Origin of the sequence: Clostridium aciditolerans (assembly GCF_016316925.1) — a bacterium.
GTDB classification, from domain to species: Bacteria; Bacillota; Clostridia; order Clostridiales; family Clostridiaceae; genus Clostridium_AM; species Clostridium_AM aciditolerans.
The window spans coordinates 82,392-99,267 of the sequence record NZ_JAEEGB010000038.1; the positions used below are offsets into that span (position 1 = coordinate 82,392).

General features: G+C 31.0%; 20 protein-coding genes, 1 tRNA gene and 1 riboswitch. Of the genes, 19 read left to right on the top strand and 2 right to left on the bottom strand.

All coding sequences use genetic code 11. The features are described from left to right. Positions 1 to 44: 44 nt before the first annotated feature. The 4 genes from I6U51_RS20905 (at position 45) to I6U51_RS20920 (ending at position 3,871) form a co-directional block, all read left to right on the top strand. Positions 45 to 1,034: an ABC transporter substrate-binding protein gene (locus I6U51_RS20905; RefSeq protein ID WP_211144497.1), complete on the top strand. Its 990-nt coding sequence runs from the start codon at positions 45 to 47 to the stop codon at positions 1,032 to 1,034. A 227-nt stretch (positions 1,035 to 1,261) separates the two neighbouring features. Further along, positions 1,262 to 2,236 (top strand): ROK family protein, encoded by a 975-nt coding sequence (locus I6U51_RS20910; RefSeq protein WP_211144498.1) that lies wholly within the window; start codon positions 1,262 to 1,264, stop codon positions 2,234 to 2,236. Between the two features lie 13 nt (positions 2,237 to 2,249). Next, complete coding sequence (locus tag I6U51_RS20915) at positions 2,250 to 2,888, top strand: D-sedoheptulose-7-phosphate isomerase (RefSeq protein ID WP_211144499.1); 639 nt, start codon at positions 2,250 to 2,252, stop codon at positions 2,886 to 2,888. Positions 2,889 to 3,076: 188 nt separating this feature from the next. After that, entirely contained in the window at positions 3,077 to 3,871 is a 795-nt protein-coding gene (locus I6U51_RS20920) for an MBL fold metallo-hydrolase (protein ID WP_211144500.1), read from the top strand. A 192-nt stretch (positions 3,872 to 4,063) separates the two neighbouring features. Here the strand turns inward: I6U51_RS20920 and I6U51_RS20925 are convergent, their stop codons facing one another. Beyond that, the gene (locus tag I6U51_RS20925) at positions 4,064 to 4,645 is read right to left on the bottom strand and encodes a CGNR zinc finger domain-containing protein (RefSeq protein WP_211144501.1); all 582 of its coding nucleotides are present in this window, start codon (positions 4,643 to 4,645) and stop codon (positions 4,064 to 4,066) included. A 163-nt stretch (positions 4,646 to 4,808) separates the two neighbouring features. On the opposite strand from I6U51_RS20925, the gene I6U51_RS20930 reads away from it, so the two are divergent. From I6U51_RS20930 to I6U51_RS20990, 13 genes are all read left to right on the top strand, one after another. Further along, positions 4,809 to 5,351, top strand: a complete 543-nt coding sequence (locus tag I6U51_RS20930; RefSeq protein WP_211144502.1) for a flavodoxin family protein — start codon at positions 4,809 to 4,811, stop codon at positions 5,349 to 5,351. Positions 5,352 to 5,497: 146 nt separating this feature from the next. Continuing rightward, positions 5,498 to 5,571: transfer RNA gene (locus I6U51_RS20935), tRNA-Gly, on the top strand. A gap of 340 nt (positions 5,572 to 5,911) precedes the next feature. Next, on the top strand, positions 5,912 to 6,772 hold the full coding sequence (locus I6U51_RS20940) for a YitT family protein (RefSeq protein WP_211144503.1): 861 nt from the start codon (positions 5,912 to 5,914) through the stop codon (positions 6,770 to 6,772). Between the two features lie 241 nt (positions 6,773 to 7,013). Beyond that, positions 7,014 to 7,982, top strand: a complete 969-nt coding sequence (locus I6U51_RS20945) for a Gfo/Idh/MocA family protein (RefSeq protein ID WP_211144504.1) — start codon at positions 7,014 to 7,016, stop codon at positions 7,980 to 7,982. A 301-nt stretch (positions 7,983 to 8,283) separates the two neighbouring features. Beyond that, a complete protein-coding gene (locus tag I6U51_RS20950) occupies positions 8,284 to 8,628 on the top strand; it encodes a DUF8180 domain-containing protein (protein ID WP_211144505.1) in 345 nt (114 codons plus the stop codon). A 117-nt stretch (positions 8,629 to 8,745) separates the two neighbouring features. Beyond that, positions 8,746 to 9,276: an ECF transporter S component gene (locus I6U51_RS20955; RefSeq protein WP_211144506.1), complete on the top strand. Its 531-nt coding sequence runs from the start codon at positions 8,746 to 8,748 to the stop codon at positions 9,274 to 9,276. Then, complete coding sequence (locus tag I6U51_RS20960) at positions 9,277 to 9,864, top strand: class I SAM-dependent methyltransferase (RefSeq protein WP_211144507.1); 588 nt, start codon at positions 9,277 to 9,279, stop codon at positions 9,862 to 9,864. A gap of 93 nt (positions 9,865 to 9,957) precedes the next feature. Then, positions 9,958 to 10,173, top strand: coding sequence for a hypothetical protein (locus I6U51_RS20965; RefSeq protein WP_211144508.1), 216 nt, complete (start codon positions 9,958 to 9,960; stop codon positions 10,171 to 10,173). A 67-nt stretch (positions 10,174 to 10,240) separates the two neighbouring features. Beyond that, positions 10,241 to 10,552: an iron chelate uptake ABC transporter family permease subunit gene (locus I6U51_RS20970; protein ID WP_211144509.1), complete on the top strand. Its 312-nt coding sequence runs from the start codon at positions 10,241 to 10,243 to the stop codon at positions 10,550 to 10,552. Beyond that, positions 10,549 to 10,968 (top strand): ABC transporter ATP-binding protein, encoded by a 420-nt coding sequence (locus I6U51_RS20975; protein ID WP_211144510.1) that lies wholly within the window; start codon positions 10,549 to 10,551, stop codon positions 10,966 to 10,968. Before I6U51_RS20970 ends, I6U51_RS20975 begins: the two co-directional genes overlap by 4 nt. A gap of 282 nt (positions 10,969 to 11,250) precedes the next feature. After that, on the top strand, positions 11,251 to 12,195 hold the full coding sequence (locus tag I6U51_RS20980; RefSeq protein ID WP_211144511.1) for a vanadium-dependent haloperoxidase: 945 nt from the start codon (positions 11,251 to 11,253) through the stop codon (positions 12,193 to 12,195). Between the two features lie 288 nt (positions 12,196 to 12,483). Beyond that, a riboswitch (cobalamin riboswitch) is annotated at positions 12,484 to 12,658 on the top strand. A 980-nt stretch (positions 12,659 to 13,638) separates the two neighbouring features. Further along, positions 13,639 to 13,815, top strand: coding sequence for a hypothetical protein (locus I6U51_RS20985; RefSeq protein ID WP_211144512.1), 177 nt, complete (start codon positions 13,639 to 13,641; stop codon positions 13,813 to 13,815). A gap of 15 nt (positions 13,816 to 13,830) precedes the next feature. Further along, the gene (locus I6U51_RS20990; RefSeq protein ID WP_178907399.1) at positions 13,831 to 14,064 is read left to right on the top strand and encodes a TIGR04540 family protein; all 234 of its coding nucleotides are present in this window, start codon (positions 13,831 to 13,833) and stop codon (positions 14,062 to 14,064) included. Positions 14,065 to 14,234: 170 nt separating this feature from the next. Here the strand turns inward: I6U51_RS20990 and I6U51_RS25360 are convergent, their stop codons facing one another. After that, complete coding sequence (locus I6U51_RS25360) at positions 14,235 to 15,734, bottom strand: flagellin N-terminal helical domain-containing protein (protein WP_211144513.1); 1,500 nt, start codon at positions 15,732 to 15,734, stop codon at positions 14,235 to 14,237. Positions 15,735 to 16,115: 381 nt separating this feature from the next. Between I6U51_RS25360 and I6U51_RS25365 the strand changes: the two genes are divergently transcribed. Then, positions 16,116 to 16,166 carry a hypothetical protein gene (locus tag I6U51_RS25365; protein ID WP_343069779.1) on the top strand — a complete coding sequence of 17 codons (51 nt, stop codon included), beginning with the start codon at positions 16,116 to 16,118 and terminating at the stop codon, positions 16,164 to 16,166. A gap of 28 nt (positions 16,167 to 16,194) precedes the next feature. Beyond that, the gene (locus I6U51_RS21005; protein ID WP_211144514.1) at positions 16,195 to 16,683 is read left to right on the top strand and encodes a GNAT family N-acetyltransferase; all 489 of its coding nucleotides are present in this window, start codon (positions 16,195 to 16,197) and stop codon (positions 16,681 to 16,683) included. Positions 16,684 to 16,876: the final 193 nt, after the last annotated feature.

Sequence of the window (16,876 nt, forward strand, 5' to 3'; positions counted from 1 at the left end):
AAATTTACTTATATAAAAAATTATATTAATAGGAGGAATCATTCATGAAAAAACGCCCAAGGCTTTTAGCCAAAGTTTCAGCAGTGTTAATGAGTCTGTCTTTAGTCTTAGTTGGTTGTGGAAACAGCAATTCAAGCTCAACTAGCTCATCAAGCTCATCAGGCAGCAGTGATAAAAAACAGTACAAAATGGTACTGATAACTATGGACTCCATAGACGAACACTGGTTATCAGTTAAAGCAGGGGCAGAAGCAAAGGCTAAAGAATTAGGGAATGTACAGTTAACCTTTAGAGCACCAGCAGGAAAGACAGATCCTGGTGAACAGGTAAGAATGGTAGAGGACGCAATAAATCAAAAAGCAGATGCTATTTTATTGGCTCCATCAGATCAGAGTGCGCTTACTCCAGTAGTGGAAAAGGCAGCTTCAGCAAACATACCGGTAATCATAATAGATTCACCAGTGAAAACAGATAAAATATCTGCATTCTTTGCTACAGATAATGCAAAAGCAGCATCTATGGCAGCAGATAAAATGGCAGAACTAATAGGACAAAAGGGCAAAATAGCAATAATAAGCGCGCAACCAGGTGCTGGAACTACAATGATTAGAGAAAAAGGCTTCAAGGACAGAGTAGCAGAAAAGTATCCAGATATCAAAATTGTTACAACTCAATATTGCAATGGAGACAAAGCTACAGCATTAAATCAAACAATGGATATACTCACAGCTAATCCTGACATAGTAGGTTTCTATGCAACAAATGAAGGTTCTACTGTAGGAGTTGCAAGAGGAATAAAACAAAAGAATGTAGTTGGAAAAGTTAAGGTTGTAGGTTTTGACAAGTCAAAAGATATAATCAATGCTTTAGACGAAGGGTTAATTCAAGCAACTATGGTTCAAAATCCTTATGATATGGGTGCAAAAGGAATTCAATCAGCTGTTGACGTTATCGGAAAGAAGACAGTTGAAAAGAAAGTAGATACTGGTGTAAAGGTAGTTACAAAAGACAATATAAGCGAAATAAAGAAATAGTTGCTGCATAATCTATCTATATAGAGTTAAAAGACCGAAAGTTACCTTATACCCCGGGATAAGTTTTCAAGCTTCAGTCCGTTAAAAACATATCCCTTTGTATAAGGTAACTTTCTGGTTAGTTTCCCTATATAGATGCCAACACCCAGGAGATGCTTAAAGTTTTTTATTTGCCTAGGGATGTGGGCAAAAACATTTGAAGTAAGTTTCACTTTAGGGAGGAATATATGAATAATGGCAATTTGATAGGCATTGATATTGGCGGAACAAAGTGTGCTGTAGTTTTAGGAAATCCTTATGGCAAGATAATTGATAGGATTTCTTTTCCTACAAAGATCACCAGAGAAGCTAATTATACTATAAATAAAATTTTTCATTCTATTAATGCAATACTAAGTCAAAATAAAGGCAGCATAGACAACATCCAATCTATTGGAATTAGTTGTGGTGGTCCTTTAGATAGTAAAAAAGGTATAATTATGTCTCCACCTAATCTGCCTAATTGGGATAATATACCCATAAAAGATATTTTTAAAAATAGATTTAATAAGAATGTATATATACAAAATGATGCTAATGCTTGTGCTATAGCAGAATGGAAATTTGGTGCGGGAAAGAATTGCAACAACATGGTCTTTTTAACCTTTGGCACCGGTTTAGGGGCAGGCCTAATATTAAATGGGAAGCTTTATACTGGAGCTAATGATATGGCAGGAGAGGTAGGCCATATAAGACTTAGCAGAGAAGGCCCTTTAGGCTATGGAAAGTTTGGTTCCTTTGAAGGCTATTGCAGTGGTGGTGGCATTGCTAAGTTAGCCTATGAGGAAATAACTAGGAGAATAAAAAGAGGTGATAGAGTAGAGTTTTGCGAAACCTTAGAGGAAGCTAAAAACATCACGGCGAAAGAAGTCGGTATTGCTGCTCAAAATGGTGATAAGATAGCAATAGATATTCTAAAAACAAGTGGAAGGTATTTAGGCATAGGTTTATCAATTATTATTGATATATTAAATCCTGAAAAAATTATAATAGGAAGTATATTCGCTAGGTGCAGAGAGTTTTTACAGCCTACAGCAGAAGAAATTATAAAAAAGGAAGCATTAGAGTTATCTTATAAAAACTGCAGTATTTTACCTTCAAGCTTAGGTGAAAGTATTGGAGATTATGCCTGCTTGTCAGTGGCCTTAGGCGAAAATTATTAGAAGAACTTTAAGTATGAAAAACGTAAAAAAGGTCTTAAATAATTTGATGAAAAGATACCCTCTATTAGAAGTGTGTTCAGAGGATATATGGAAAGCATATAAAGAGATGCATGAATGTTATAGCAAAGAAGGAAAAATTCTCGTTTGCGGTAATGGTGGCAGTGCTGCAGATGCAGAACACATAGTAGGGGAACTAATGAAAGGTTTTATGCTAAAGAGAGAGCTTCCTAAAGATATTAAAGAAAAACTGATAAATATAGAGAATGAAGCAGGAATGATTTTGGCAAATAGACTGCAGTGTGCACTTCCAGCCATTGATTTAACAGCACAATCAGCTTTGTGTACTGCTTTTTCAAATGATGTGCACCCAGACTTAATATATGCTCAACAAGTATTAGCCTATGGAAAAAGTTCTGATTTATTTATGGGATTAAGCACTTCTGGAAATTCAAAAAATGTTATATATGCTATTTATACAGCAAAAGCTTTAGGTGTAAAAACTATAGGCTTAACTGGAAAGTCAGGAGGAAAAATAGCAGAGCTTTGTGATGTTACAATAAAAGCGCCTAAGGAGCTTACCTTTGAAGTCCAGGAACTTCATCTTCCAATTTATCATGCACTTTGCCAAATGGTTGAAATATCATTCTTTTAAAAATAGATTTCATAGTATCATGTAAAAATCTCTTAGTAAAAATACTAGGAGATTTTTTTATATTCTTATTTTAATATTTTAAGTTATAACTGTTAAAAATAACTTTATAGGTTATAAAATAAATGCTAGTATATAACTATCAAAACAAATTTTAAGGGTTATAATGATTTGTTGAAGGAGGAATAATTATGAAGTTTACATGGATTGGTGGGCCTACATTTTTATTAGAAATAGGTGATTTTAAAGTTTTAACAGACCCTGTACTAAATAATAATAAAGAAGCTTTTATTATGAATGGACATCCTTCTACAGGAAAGAATGGTGTAACAATACTAAGAAATGCTCCAGTTCCTGATTTTGACTTGAACAGTATTCAGTATGTATTAGTTAGCCATATACATTCAGATCATTTTGATAAAGTTGCAATGGATAAAATAAATAAAAGTACTCCTATTATAATGCCTAATAGCCAAAAACATTTATTACAAGATAAGTTTGAAAACATAACACCAATAGATTGGTGGGAATCTACTGCATTAATAAGCAAAAATCAGAATTTAAATATAACTTCTGTCCCAGCTCGTCATGCACATAAAGATGACATAAATATGGAAATGGGTATAGTAAATGGATATTTGATAGAATATTCGTCACCAGAAGAAAAAATTAAAATTTACTGGACTGGGGATACGGTTTGGTTTGAAGATATGAAAAAAATAAAAGACTTTGCAGGAGAGATAGATATTCTCATACCACATATGGGAGCAGTTGGGATTGATGGGCCTTATGATATGCTAACTTTAAATAGTGAAGAGGCCATAAAGGTATGCTCTCTATTTAATCCCAAATATATAATACCTATACATCATAGTACCTTTTCACACTATGTTGAGCTGATTTCAGTATTTGGTGAAGAATTTAAAAAAGTTGATAATACAGATACGCTAATACTATTAAGAGAAGGAGAAAGCTGGGTAAAATAAACAGTCTCCTAAGGTGAAGAGAATTCTTTACCTGCTGCGAAGCTTAGGATTTGTTAGCAAAAGGTAATAGCTAGCGGATAAGTTTTTTATAATGAAAACACTGGAATTAGAGAATAGAGTTCAATTCTAGTGTTTTCATTGTGAGAATTATACAAAATAGAGTGAGGTATGTTAAAGATGTCTGAAATAGTGTTACTTAGTATCAAGCTTTTTTCTATTAAAATGTCTAGCAGCTTTTTCTCTGTTTCCGCATGTCTGCATTGAGCACCACTTCTTTTTCTTGTTTTTCGATGTATCTATAAAAAATAGAGTACAACTACTTGAAGCACATTGCTTTATACGTTCTAATTCATAATTTACTAATAAATCAATTAAAGAGTCGTAAATTAATAAAAGTATTTTTGAACAAAAATCTGAATCGGTGTTAAAAGATTTTACTAGTTTCCCATTTAAATTATTAATTTGTATGTGAATATGTATGTTTTTTAAAATCGAATTTATATCATCAAGAACTTTTGGTTCCACATAAGAAATTTCGCTTATTTGTTTAAGTACATTTCTAATTATTTTTCTGCTATCTATTATTTTAGCAAACAAACTGTCAAGTTCACTAGATGTAATCTTATCAGTATCTTTTATCAAATTTTTATTTAGCATCCATGATATAAAACTTTGAGAATCCTTTATTAAATCAGTTTCCTGTCCATGTACTATTTTTATTGTGTTAGCTAATTCTATGGCAAAGTTTTCATCATTGATATGTTTATCAGTCATTGATTTCACCTCCTATATATAGTATAACTATCTAAAAGAATTTGACAAGTTATAAAAATAATGGTTTCTTAAAGGGTAGCATATATCATAAAAGTACGTACTATTATTGTGAATTGTTTACAATTATAATAATAGTATCTAATCTATCGAGGGGGATGGTAAAATGAAGATTTTTTCAGTTTTAGGAAGTCCAAATAAAAACGGAAATACAGCAACTCTATTGGCTCAATTTTTGAAGGGCGTACAAGAAAATAACAGTAGCGTAGAATGCTCTAGTGTATTTCTTCAAGAGAAAAACATTAGGGGCTGCAGTGCATGTAATAGCTGTAGAAAAGCATTAGATACCTGTGTTATAAAAGATGATATGCAGCCATTATATGAGGAAGTAAAAACTTCAAACATAATTGTTTTAGCTACACCAGTGTATTGGTGGAATATGACAGCACAACTAAAAACTTTTATAGATAGGTTGTATGCCCTTAAATCAGAAGACTTTAAGGATAAGGAAATAGTATTATTAATGACTCATGAAGGAACAGAAGAAGATTCAGGGGCTAAGGTTGTTGAAAGTAGTTTGGAGCAGATGTCAGAGTACTTAGGGCTAAAGTTCACTCGAAAGTACGGAGTATCTACAGGAGAATTGTCTGTGTCTGATAACAAAGAAGCCTTAGATAAAGTCTATTATATGGGGAAAAATCTAATATAATTGATTTTTCGTTAAAATAATAAATTTAAAGGGATTGTCCATAATGCGTAAATATGTATTATGAACAATTTCTTTTTAACTGCATTTTGACAAAAAAGTAAAAATAGGCTATAATATATGTAATGTTAATTTAACAGTTTATGTATGCGGGTGTAACTCAATGGCAGAGTGCTAGCTTCCCAAGCTAGTTACGAGGGTTCGATTCCCTTCACCCGCTCCACTAAAAATTATTTTCAAATACTTATATAAGGATATAAACAAGAATTCTGAAGCATTTATAGTAAATGCTTTTTTTTATTAATGTTACTAGAGTGTGATTTTATTAAAAAATTATTTCTTAAAATGTATTATGTAATAAGGGGCTGTCTCAAAATGATTAAAAAAAATCATTATAAGAGGCAGCTCTTTTTATATTTAATTTCATATATAATAACTAGCTTTATGTAACATAATATATTTAATTAAATGTATGACTTTATTTAGAAATGTTCACTGATTTTAGTGTATTCCTGTAATTAGGCTGAAGATGAATTAGAAATAATACTTAATGGGGAGGTAAAATGGATACTAAATTTTTAAACAAAGATAACATTATAGACTTTTTATATATCATATTTGGAAGTTTTTTGGCTTCCATTGGTGTAAATATGTTTTTAATTCACGCTAAACTTTTAAGTGGAGGAGTTACTGGGGTAGCACTCATAATTCAATATTTATTTAAAATTGAGGCAGGGTATATAATTCTTTTATTAAACATTCCATTATTTATATTAAGCTTAAAGAAACTAGATAAAGAGTTTACTATATATTCTTTAGTGGGAACGTTATCCTTTTCTTTATCACTAGTGTTAACACATTCTATATCTAATATTTTAAATATAAATGATAAACTGCTTTATTGCTTATATGGAGGCGTTATTAATGGAATTGGTTTTGGCCTAGTTTTTACCCATAGGGGTTCTACAGGTGGATTTGATATAGTAACTATGATAATTAGAAAAAAACGCTCTAATCTTAATATAGGTACAATATCCTTTATTATAAATTTAATAATTGTTAGCATCAGTGCCTTTATATTTGGACTTCCTAATGCCTTATATACACTAATAGCAATGTACACAACATCTTTCGTTATGGATAATGTAGTTAAGGGATTACGTCAAACTAAATCAGTATTTATTATTACAGAAAAAGAGGAAGAGATATCTAAATTTATAATGATGAATTTACATAGGGGAGTTACCTATCTTTATGGTGAAGGAGCTTATACAAAAGAACATAAGAAGATACTTTACTGTATTATACCCTTATCTCAATTGCCTGAACTTAAAAATATTGTTACTAAAGTAGATAGTAAAGCCTTCATATCTATTTTAGATGCCTCTGAGGTTCAAGGAAAAGGTTTTAAAACTAGTTTGTAACTTTATTAAATATCATAAAGTTTATTTATTTTTGAAACCGGTAGTATTCTTAATTAAATCTCTTTCTTTTAATTATATTGTTTATACTAAAGCCAATGCTTAAGACTAAGCATTGGCTTTAAAATTATTTGCCATAGATTTATAATTAAGTTATCAACAAGGTTACAAGGTATTGATAGCAAGCAACAGTAGTATTACAATAATTTATAGGAGCAGAACTATTAAAGCATGAGGTGAAAATATGGATAAAATAAAATGGGCAATATTAGGACCTGGAACAATTGCAGGAGACTTTGCAAAGGCTATTGCTGAGGTTAACGGAAGTATATATGCTGTAGGGTCACGAGCTCTTGAAAAAGCAAAAAAATTTGCAAGTAATCATAATGTGCAAAAGATTTACGATAACTACGAGGAAATGTTAAGAGATGATGAAATTGACATAGTTTACATATCAACTCCTCATTGCAATCATTATGAATATATAATGAAAAGTCTTAAAAATAATAAGCATGTATTTTGTGAAAAAGCAATAACTGTAAATGGCAAGCAATTAAGAGAAATAGCTAATTTAGCAGAAAGTAAAGGCTTGGTGGTTGCAGAGGCCATGACCATCTATCATATGCCATTATATAAAAGATTACGTGAAATCGTTGACTCAGGAAAACTTGGAAAGATTAAAATGATTCAAGTATCCTTTGGAAGTCTTAAAGAATATGACGTTAATAATAGATTCTTTAGTCAGGATTTAGCTGGTGGTGCACTTCTTGATATTGGTACATATGCTCTATCCTTTACTAGATATTTTCTATCAAGTCAACCGCAGGAAGTTTTAACAACGGTAAAGAAATTTGAAACTGGTGTGGATGAACAATCAGGTATAATACTTAAGAATTCTGATGACGAAATGGCAGTAATTTCTCTAACAATGAGAGCTAAACAACCGAAGAAGGGCGTTGTAGCAGGAGAGTTAGGGTATATAACTGTAGATAACTTCCCAAGAGCAGATAAAGCTACTATAACTTATCCGGATGGAAAAGTGGAAGTTATAGAGGTTGGTGAAACTTCAAAAGCATTAATTTATGAGGTTGAAGATATGAATAACTATGTGTTAAATAAAAATAATAAGGATACCTTAGAATTATCTATTGATGTGATGAACATAATGGATGAAGTTAGAGGTCAATGGGAGATAAAATATCCTTTTGAGTAAATTGAATTTAACTTTAAGATAAAAATAGAGCTTACCAAGAGGTGAGTTCTATTTTTTATGCTTAATTAACCATTTGAGACAATTTGCCTAGATAGTATCAAAATGAAATCGATTTATATATTTTTATCAAATTGAAACTGAATGTATTTTCAAATTGATAAAATTCACGAGTTTTAATACAGATATCAATGGTTGTGATACTGGCATGTAAATTGCTTTATAAATAAATGTAGTTTTGAAATAAATTTTATGGATTATTTGATTTTGTAGTTTAAAAAATACAAAGAGATGAGGGATATTTATGATTTACAATGAAAAAAATGAATACAAATATCATCATGGACATGATCATAGTCATGATGGTTGCGAACACTCACAGGAACATGTACATGGCGGTCATAACCATGCACATGAAGTATCAACAGATTGCAGTTGTCCATCAAATTTAAATAAGGAAGAGGAAACTTTAAAAATCTTATTAGGTCATTGGGTTGAACATAATGAGTCTCATGAAGAGGGATTTAAAGAGTGGATTGAAAAAGCAAAATTAATGGGAAAATTACAAACTGCAGAATTTATACAAAAAGCTGTAGGATTTATGGAAGAGGCAGATGAAATGCTTAGGAAAGCAAAGAAAAATATGTAGCATAATAAATAATAACCCACAAATAAGCAGTTTGTGGGTTTAAAATATGGCCTTTTGAGTGCTATTTGTTGAATAACAAAGTGAGTATAAAATGATTAAAAGAAAGGGGTATTTTTAATGGGAAAAATATCAGTAAGAGAAATTGTATTGTCAGGTCTATTTATCGCTTTAGGCATTATTTTGCCAATGGTGTTCCATGTGTTTGGGTCAGGCTCAACATTTTTACCTATGCATATACCTGTTTTAATTGCGGGCTTTGTAGTTAGTGCACCCTTTGCAATTGCAGTAGGTGCGATTACTCCAATTTTAAGTTCTCTGCTTACAGGTATGCCCCCAGTGTTTCCAGTTTTGCCTTTTATGATATTTGAATTGGCTACATATGGCGGAGTAGCAAGCCTTCTTTATAGAAAATTAAACTTTAATGTGTATGTATCTCTTGTCTGCAGTATGATAGCAGGCAGAATTGTATCCTCTATTGTTGTATGGGGACTTGCTACTTTCTTTATGGCAAAGCTGCCTAACCCTATTGTTTTCATAGCAGGGGCTATTACTCAAGGTATTCCTGGCATAATTATACAAATAATATTTATTCCTGCTATTATTTTTTCATTAAACAAAAGTAGATTAATTGTGAGAGAAGGTAATTAAATGATACAAAAAGAATTTTTTAATTCAATGGCGTATAAATGGGATACAGTTTGTAAACATGACACTGAAAAAATTATGTATATTTTAAACTTGTTAGATATCAAAGAAGGTTCAAAATTAATTGACGTTGGTACGGGGACAGGAGTTTTAGTTCCTTATCTTTCTAACTATGTAGGTAAGGACGGTAAAGTTATAGCAATTGATATTGCTGATAAAATGCTGGAGGTAGCACAAAGCAAATATAACTTTGAGAATGTTTCATTTGTATGTGGCGATATTTTAAAGGTGGATTTGCCAAAAGAGGGTTTTGATTATATTATATGTTATTCTGCTTTTCCACACTTTGAAGATAAGTTAACAATGATTAAGACCATAAGTAGACTTTTAAAAACTGGAGGTAAGTTCATTATATGCCATTCCCAAAGCAGAGAGGCAATAAATAACCTTCATAAGAATGTGTCAGAAGTAGTGGCAGAAGATAATCTACCGGATATGGAGAAGATAAAAAGTTATTTTCAACAGGTTGGAATAACGACAATCAACCAAGTTGATAATAATGAAATGTTTGTTATTATTGGACAAAGGTAAGTAAAATTTAGTGTCAAAATACTTATATTGTTTTTCAAAAACAATAGAGTGTAATAAGTTTATTTAGCAATGTAGCAAAATAAGGAGGTTTTTATGCATATTCTAGATAATCATTTAAGCCCATCAACACGTACTATAATGGAGAATATTATGTTGTCAGAATGGTCAAAATCAGCAAAAATTAATATTCCCATAGAAACAAAAGAAAAAGATGAATTAAATATAAAAGCTTCTACTGCACGAATAGACATGAACGTATATAAAGAAAAAGATATTTTTAAAGAACATTTAATGTCAAATATTTGGTAATGGAGTAAGAGCTAATTTAATCTTTTGAAGGAAGATGGAAGAATGGTGATCTTTGATACCAATTTACTTGGATAATATAGCATTAAAATCTCTAGAGATGAGGATAATAAGAGGTATAATTTATTGGACTATGGGTTCTTTTCATACATCTAATTGGAATAAAGTATTTTCTTGTTTACCTTTTATAACAATAGGGATTTTAGTAATATATATTTTAAGATGGAAAATAAATATATTAGCCTTAGGATATAGAGAGGCTAAGATATTTGGGGTAAATCTAGAAAGAAATAAAATTTTTATAATAATAGCTGCTACTTTATTAGGAGCACCATTTTTTATAGTATTACTTAGAAAAACTAGAGCAGGAGGATGGCATTGATTAAATTTAGAGATATTACAGTAGCATATGGGAAAAATACAATACTTAAAAATATAAATCTAGAAATTCAACAGGGAGAGATAACAACACTTTTAGGGCCTAATGGCAGTGGAAAAACTACACTTATATCTACATTGAATGGGCTTATTAAACCTGTAAGTGGAAACATTACTGTGGATGATAAAGATATATTGAAAATGAAGCCTAAAGAATTAGCTAAAATAGTAGCTACAGTACCTCAATTTCATAATGCATCTTTTAATTTCAAGGTATTTGATATGGTGCTGTCAGGCAGGAGTCCTTATATAGAGTATATGCCAAAGCAGAGTGATAGGGAAAATATGAAAGCTGTTTATGAAATATCCTGTGATATTTTAGAGTATAAGAAATATAAATATGTTTTGCCAGAATACTAATAAATTTTACTAACATTAAGGTTTGTATATCTAAATATAAAAATATTTGAAGAGAAAGTAGCTAGATTTGAATTTACACAAATCTAGCTACTTTCTCAGCTTAAGCAAATTTATGGATGTATATTTTATACTTTAAACTTTTGAACCATTTCATTAAGCTTGTTAGGATATATTCTTATGTCAAAATAATAATTACATCATATACTAATAGCGGCAAATGGAATATTTAACTATCAAGATAAGTGTCAAATATGATTGCTTAATTAAAAGGAGGAATGTTCATTGGAAGATAATGAACTAGGATATAGTGGAGTAAAATGTAAAGAAGTAATTAAAGCTGATAAGAGCATATCAGATAAGAGTATTATAAATATACCTCGCAGATGGTCCCAGCTATCTTATGCAGGTTTGAAGAGGGTGCCCTCTGCTGAAGAACCTAACCTTTCCACATGGTCAACCTATTTTTTAAAACGTGATGAAAAAGGAAGGTTTATAGATGAAGAAGGAAATATTATAGCTTTTTCCCTACGTGAACCAAACAGTAGCATTAACTTTGAAGGTGAACAATTAAAAATAGTGGAGGAAACTTTGAAAAACCTAACTCCCGAGCAAATAGCTATAGCCAAGTATTGGGGAGATGGCCCGCCAACTAAACAGTTTACTCCAGTTATAGACAAGCTAATAGACACCTATAATGTTTCGGCTGGAAGAGCATCACGTATTTTAGCTGCAGTTCAAGCTGCTATAAACGATGCAGCTGTAGTAACTTGGTATTTTAAGTATCTTTGGGATATTGCTAGACCCAACCAGCTAAATCAAAATCTAGCTACGGTGCTTTGTACACCGAAACATCCAACTTACCCGGCTGGACATGCTGTTATAGCAGGATGCGCTGAGAAAGTTTTAAGTTACTTCTTCCAAGGAGAGAAAAAAAGGCTTAAAGAATTAGCAGAAGAATGTGCAGAATCACGTATTTTTGCAGGTGTTCATTTCCCAATTGACTGTACAGAAGGAATGAGGTTGGGACGTCAAATTGGAACTATAATTGTTAATGCTTTAGATAAGCAAAGGGATGGAAATGGAATTAAAATTGACTATCCAATAACGGAAAATAAACATGCTATTCTGCCACCTCCGCCATATAAACAAGTTATACCATATCAAAGATCTGGAAAATGTGATTCGAAAATAATTTTTAGGAAAAGCAAGAATTTATCCAAGGCTTAGATAGTTAAGCAAGTGATCTAAATTGAAATAAAGCTGTAGAAGCTAAGGTACTCGTTGATAAATAAATATTAAAAATTTTAATTATAATCCCTTGCTATAGCAAAACAGCAGGGGACTTTTTATTATTAGATAAAAATTTTCTTATAAAGAATAAAAATAAAAAACATTTAAAAATATCTTCAATTTGTGGTTTTTGTTAGTGTATTTAAAATTATTTGTAAAAATTGATATAAGAATATGGTAATATAAAAAATGATATGATATAATAAATAATGTACTAAAAGGAAAATTTAATATAAAGTTTTAGGTACTTTTATAATGTTTAAAAGGGAAAGTGGTGAAAATCCACTACAGCCCCCGCTACTGTATACGGAGACGAATTCTATATCCACTGGATTTATCTGGGAAGGAAGAAGGAGAACGACCCGTGAGTCAGGAGACCTGCCTTTTACTTTTAATTGCAATCTTTCGGAGGGAAAGAAAATGCATAGGGATTATGTTATATTTATAATAATATTATTATAAATATAACATCGTATGTGTTTTTATAACTTGTTTATTAGGAACTTCGTAAGAAGTTCCTTTTATTTTTATACAATGGTGTTAATTTAAATATATTTAATCCTTTATCTTTGCACTTACTTTTAAGTAAGTGCTATTTTTTTATAACATAAAACACATTAGAGACAAGGAATATGGGCATCTCCACCGTTGTAAGCATTTATCTACGTCTATGGTTATAGGCTTCCATTCGTTATTGGTATCTTTAATAAATTGATGAATTTCTATATCAGTTCCATTTGTAAGCTGAAAGAATTGAAATTTATATTCATGTCCATCATTACCAGTTATATAGATATTTTTAATGTAGCCCTTTTGCTCAGTTGGATATCTTTTTTTTAGAAGCTTGCACCAGTCTCCATAAACTATATCTACATAAAACTCTGCATTATGCCTCCATCCGTGATAAGCCGCACATAAAAAATCTTCGCCTCTTAAGTCTATATCAGAAATTTTATATTTCCCATCTTCCTCCTCTATATATACAAACCCATAATAATATGCAAAACTTGTATTACCTTTTATAGAGGGCTCTATTGTTTCTATTTCAATAAAATATTTGTAAGTTCCCTTTGAAGTAGCTTCATCAGTTACATTATTAAGCTTGATTAAGTTAATGTGTCCTATATCTTTGAAGAAATTTAAATAAGTTTTATAATCTACATTGCTTTGATATTTTGAAGTAAAAAAGTTGTATGAAATGGGGTATTAAAAAAATTTTCTACTATGAAAGAATTTTAAGTTGATTTTTAATCATTAATCTACTTATGGTTCTTTTTATTTTGTTGAATATAGGTTATAATTACTCAGGGAAAGAGTGTTTAAAAAAGCAGTATCAATGTAAAAACTAAATATATGAACTGAAAGTTAGGAGAAGTTTTTATGAGAGATGTAGTTTCAATAATAATAAATATTGTAGTTATGGCTTTTATAATCTACGGCTTTGTAATTACAGGTGGTAAATTGAGTACTTTTGGCATGATAATCAATGCTGTAGCTATAATAGCTGTAATAATTACTACACATATAAATATTAAAAATCTTAAGAAAAGAAATTAAAGGAGTACATTAAAAATGAGAGCAAGTTACAAAAACCCAAAGGAATTAGCAAGTAAATTGAGAGATTTAGTTGATACATATCTAGAGGGGTTACTAAGTTATGAGGAATTAGAGAAGACAGTTATAGCTATAATAAATGCTAATGGAGATAGAGTTTATAAAAATGGATTTATGCCAACAAAATTATCTGGAGTTCTAGGTCCTGAAAGAGTGGATATTATAAATAAGATAGCAGAAACAATGAAATAATTCATATATTAAATTATATTTAAGAATATTTAAGACAAAAGGCTAGTAGTTGATTTAAATCAATCACTGGCCTTTTGTGATAATACGAAACAATACGCAGTAACAGCAGTAAAACTACAGAAAGGTAATACTATGAAGTTAGACTCTATAATATATTAAATTATCTAAAGTTAAGGTTGTTTACCTTGCCAACTATTCATTAAATTTAGAACACTCTCAGGCATTTTCTCAGCTTGGTGTAAAATTGATTGAGCAGCTTGCTCAATAATACTGTTTTTTGACATATCCAGTATTTCTTTTGCCATATCTGCATCTGAAATACGTGATTCTGCTGCAGATATATTGTACCCATAGTTATCGACGTTTTTAGATATATGCTCTAAAGCATTTTGATATGCTCCAAACTTAGAACGCTGACTTGATACCAGTTCCATAGCTTTATCTACTTTTTCTAAGGATTTTTCTGCTTCGTCAATAGGATCAATTTTTACATCATCTACTCCTAATTTTTTAGTCCTTGCATCAAAAAGCTCTAGTTGAAACTGCTGCCCAGAGTTTGCACCTACTTGCAATTGAAGTTTAGGCATTTCGTCTATAGATATTTCTTTTTGGCAACCAGCATCTATTAATATTTTGCTTGCAAAGCTACTTAATTCATCTTGGAAATTGGAATCAATATTTATATATTGACCTCCAGTTGGGTCTGTAAGTCTGTTTAGCTGTGATTTTGTATCGTTAGTACCTACTACAGTTAATTTGATACCTTTATTTTTAAGATCTGTGGCTATATCGTCAATATCAAAGGTTGACATACCATCGCCGCCATCACCATCTTTACTATCATCATGTACCAAAGCATCAGTTACTAAAATAAACTGCTTAGCCGAATCAGGTCTTAAGCTATAGGATAGTGCGCCGTTAGCCGGATCAGCAATACCCTCAAGGCCAGACTCATTAGCATCCCCACCGCTTGTTAATTTAATATTATTTATATAAGATTTAAATGAGTTCAAATCACTAGTAAGAGCTGTCTTTACAACTGGGTCTCCTCCCTGAGCTGGATTAACATCGCCGTAGGTTATTAATCCCATATTAACATCAATTCCATTACCTGTTATCTTATTAATAAAACCATCTATGTTGTTTTTTACAGTAGCAATTTTTCCTCCCATGCTTCCAGTTATATCTACCACGAATACGATATCAGCAGTTCCAGGTGTCCATTTTGGAGGTATAGACTCATTAGTGGTTGGAGGAGCTAATAATTTTGTAGTGTTAAATTCAGTATTATTGGCTATATCGTCTATACTTGCTTTCACATTTTCAAGTTCATTCTGAATTTTTATTCTATCATCTTGAGTTAAAGTTCCGTTTAAAGCCTGGAGTATAAGCTCTCTCATTCTTTGAAGGTTCGGATTTTGGATAGAACCAATCCCCGCTTCTGCTGTCTGAACAAGAGATATACCGTCTTGAATATTTCTTGATGCTTGCTCAAGACCTCTAATTTGTGCTCTCATTTCTTGAGATACACTGGCTCCTGCTGCATCGTCTGCTGCTTTATTTATTCTCATACCTGAAGACAATTTTTCCATAGCATTAGATTTCGCTTTTCCAGCAGAATTAAGTCTATTATATGTATTTAATGCATTTGTATTATGATTTACTATCACTTATATCACCTTTTTCGTAAACGTATATTTTAAATAAATTAGTCATAGAACTCATTTTATTATAGGTTTATTATCTTATATCGACTTCAATTTACGTATTTGTATAGAATTAAAAATATTATTTAATTAAAGAAGATATTAATCTGCTTATACTTTTTTTATTTTGATAAAAAAGTAAAGATAAACTATAATATGTATATATTGCGCTAGTTTGTTAGTGTTGTTTAATGCTTTGTAAGGATATTTAAATAACAGAAGAGGCAGAGCAAATGGAATAGTAGAAAAAATCTTAAGGTTTATAAAGTTAGGTATGAAGTAAAATATAAAAGAAATGGTGTAGGTACTCAAGATAGTAGAACATAGGATTGGTGGTATTTTGTTATTAGAAAAGATGAAAATTCTCCATGGCTCATAGATGATTTTGAGATATAACTAATATTTTTAGGAAAGGAAGATTATAATGAACATTATAATTAGACAAGCGTCCATAGAAGATTTAGACGAAGTTGCAAAAGTCGAGGCAAGCTGTTTTCCAGAAGCAGAAGCAGCTACAAAAGAGTCCTTAGAACAACGTATTAATACATTCCCAGAAAGTTTCTTTGTAGCAGAAACAGATTGGAGAATAATTGGATTTATCAATGGCTGCGTTACGAATAGAACCGTTATATATGACGAACTCTATAAGGACTCAACTTTGCACATTCCAGATGGAGACTATCAGACTGTTTTTGGACTTGATGTTATGCCAGAGTATCGTAACCAAGGAATTGCTGCGCAGCTAATGAATTATATGATAGAAGTATCAAAAGCAGCAGGTCGTAAAGGTGTTATTCTAACTTGCAAAGAAAGACTTATACATTATTATGAAAAGTTTGGATACGTGAATAAAGGTATATCTGAATCGGTACATGGCGGTGCTAAGTGGTATGATATGATTTTAGAGTTTTAGACTCATTAAAAAGTATTTGCTTAGTAAATAACTGTAAAGATATTCCTCTCTATAAATCAACTATATAATCAGTATAAAGGTTTGACTATAAAGTTTAAATCATGCTGGGATTACATTAGTAGTAATTCAAATATGATTAAAAATATAATTAAACCAAAGAAGGAAAACTCCTTTTAATATAGAAATTAATATA

Excerpts from the sequence above, each read along its gene's own strand:
- I6U51_RS20905 (WP_211144497.1), top strand. The coding sequence starts at position 45 with ATGAAAAAACGCCCAAGGCTTTTAGCCAAAGTTTCAGCAGTGTTAATG.
- I6U51_RS20910 (WP_211144498.1), top strand. The coding sequence starts at position 1,262 with ATGAATAATGGCAATTTGATAGGCATTGATATTGGCGGAACAAAGTGT.
- I6U51_RS20915 (WP_211144499.1), top strand. The coding sequence starts at position 2,250 with ATGAAAAACGTAAAAAAGGTCTTAAATAATTTGATGAAAAGATACCCT.
- I6U51_RS20920 (WP_211144500.1), top strand. The coding sequence starts at position 3,077 with ATGAAGTTTACATGGATTGGTGGGCCTACATTTTTATTAGAAATAGGT.
- I6U51_RS20925 (WP_211144501.1), bottom strand. The coding sequence starts at position 4,645 with ATGACTGATAAACATATCAATGATGAAAACTTTGCCATAGAATTAGCT.
- I6U51_RS20930 (WP_211144502.1), top strand. The coding sequence starts at position 4,809 with ATGAAGATTTTTTCAGTTTTAGGAAGTCCAAATAAAAACGGAAATACA.
- I6U51_RS20940 (WP_211144503.1), top strand. The coding sequence starts at position 5,912 with ATGGATACTAAATTTTTAAACAAAGATAACATTATAGACTTTTTATAT.
- I6U51_RS20945 (WP_211144504.1), top strand. The coding sequence starts at position 7,014 with ATGGATAAAATAAAATGGGCAATATTAGGACCTGGAACAATTGCAGGA.
- I6U51_RS20950 (WP_211144505.1), top strand. The coding sequence starts at position 8,284 with ATGATTTACAATGAAAAAAATGAATACAAATATCATCATGGACATGAT.
- I6U51_RS20955 (WP_211144506.1), top strand. The coding sequence starts at position 8,746 with ATGGGAAAAATATCAGTAAGAGAAATTGTATTGTCAGGTCTATTTATC.
- I6U51_RS20960 (WP_211144507.1), top strand. The coding sequence starts at position 9,277 with ATGATACAAAAAGAATTTTTTAATTCAATGGCGTATAAATGGGATACA.
- I6U51_RS20965 (WP_211144508.1), top strand. The coding sequence starts at position 9,958 with ATGCATATTCTAGATAATCATTTAAGCCCATCAACACGTACTATAATG.
- I6U51_RS20985 (WP_211144512.1), top strand. The coding sequence starts at position 13,639 with ATGAGAGATGTAGTTTCAATAATAATAAATATTGTAGTTATGGCTTTT.
- I6U51_RS20990 (WP_178907399.1), top strand. The coding sequence starts at position 13,831 with ATGAGAGCAAGTTACAAAAACCCAAAGGAATTAGCAAGTAAATTGAGA.
- I6U51_RS21005 (WP_211144514.1), top strand. The coding sequence starts at position 16,195 with ATGAACATTATAATTAGACAAGCGTCCATAGAAGATTTAGACGAAGTT.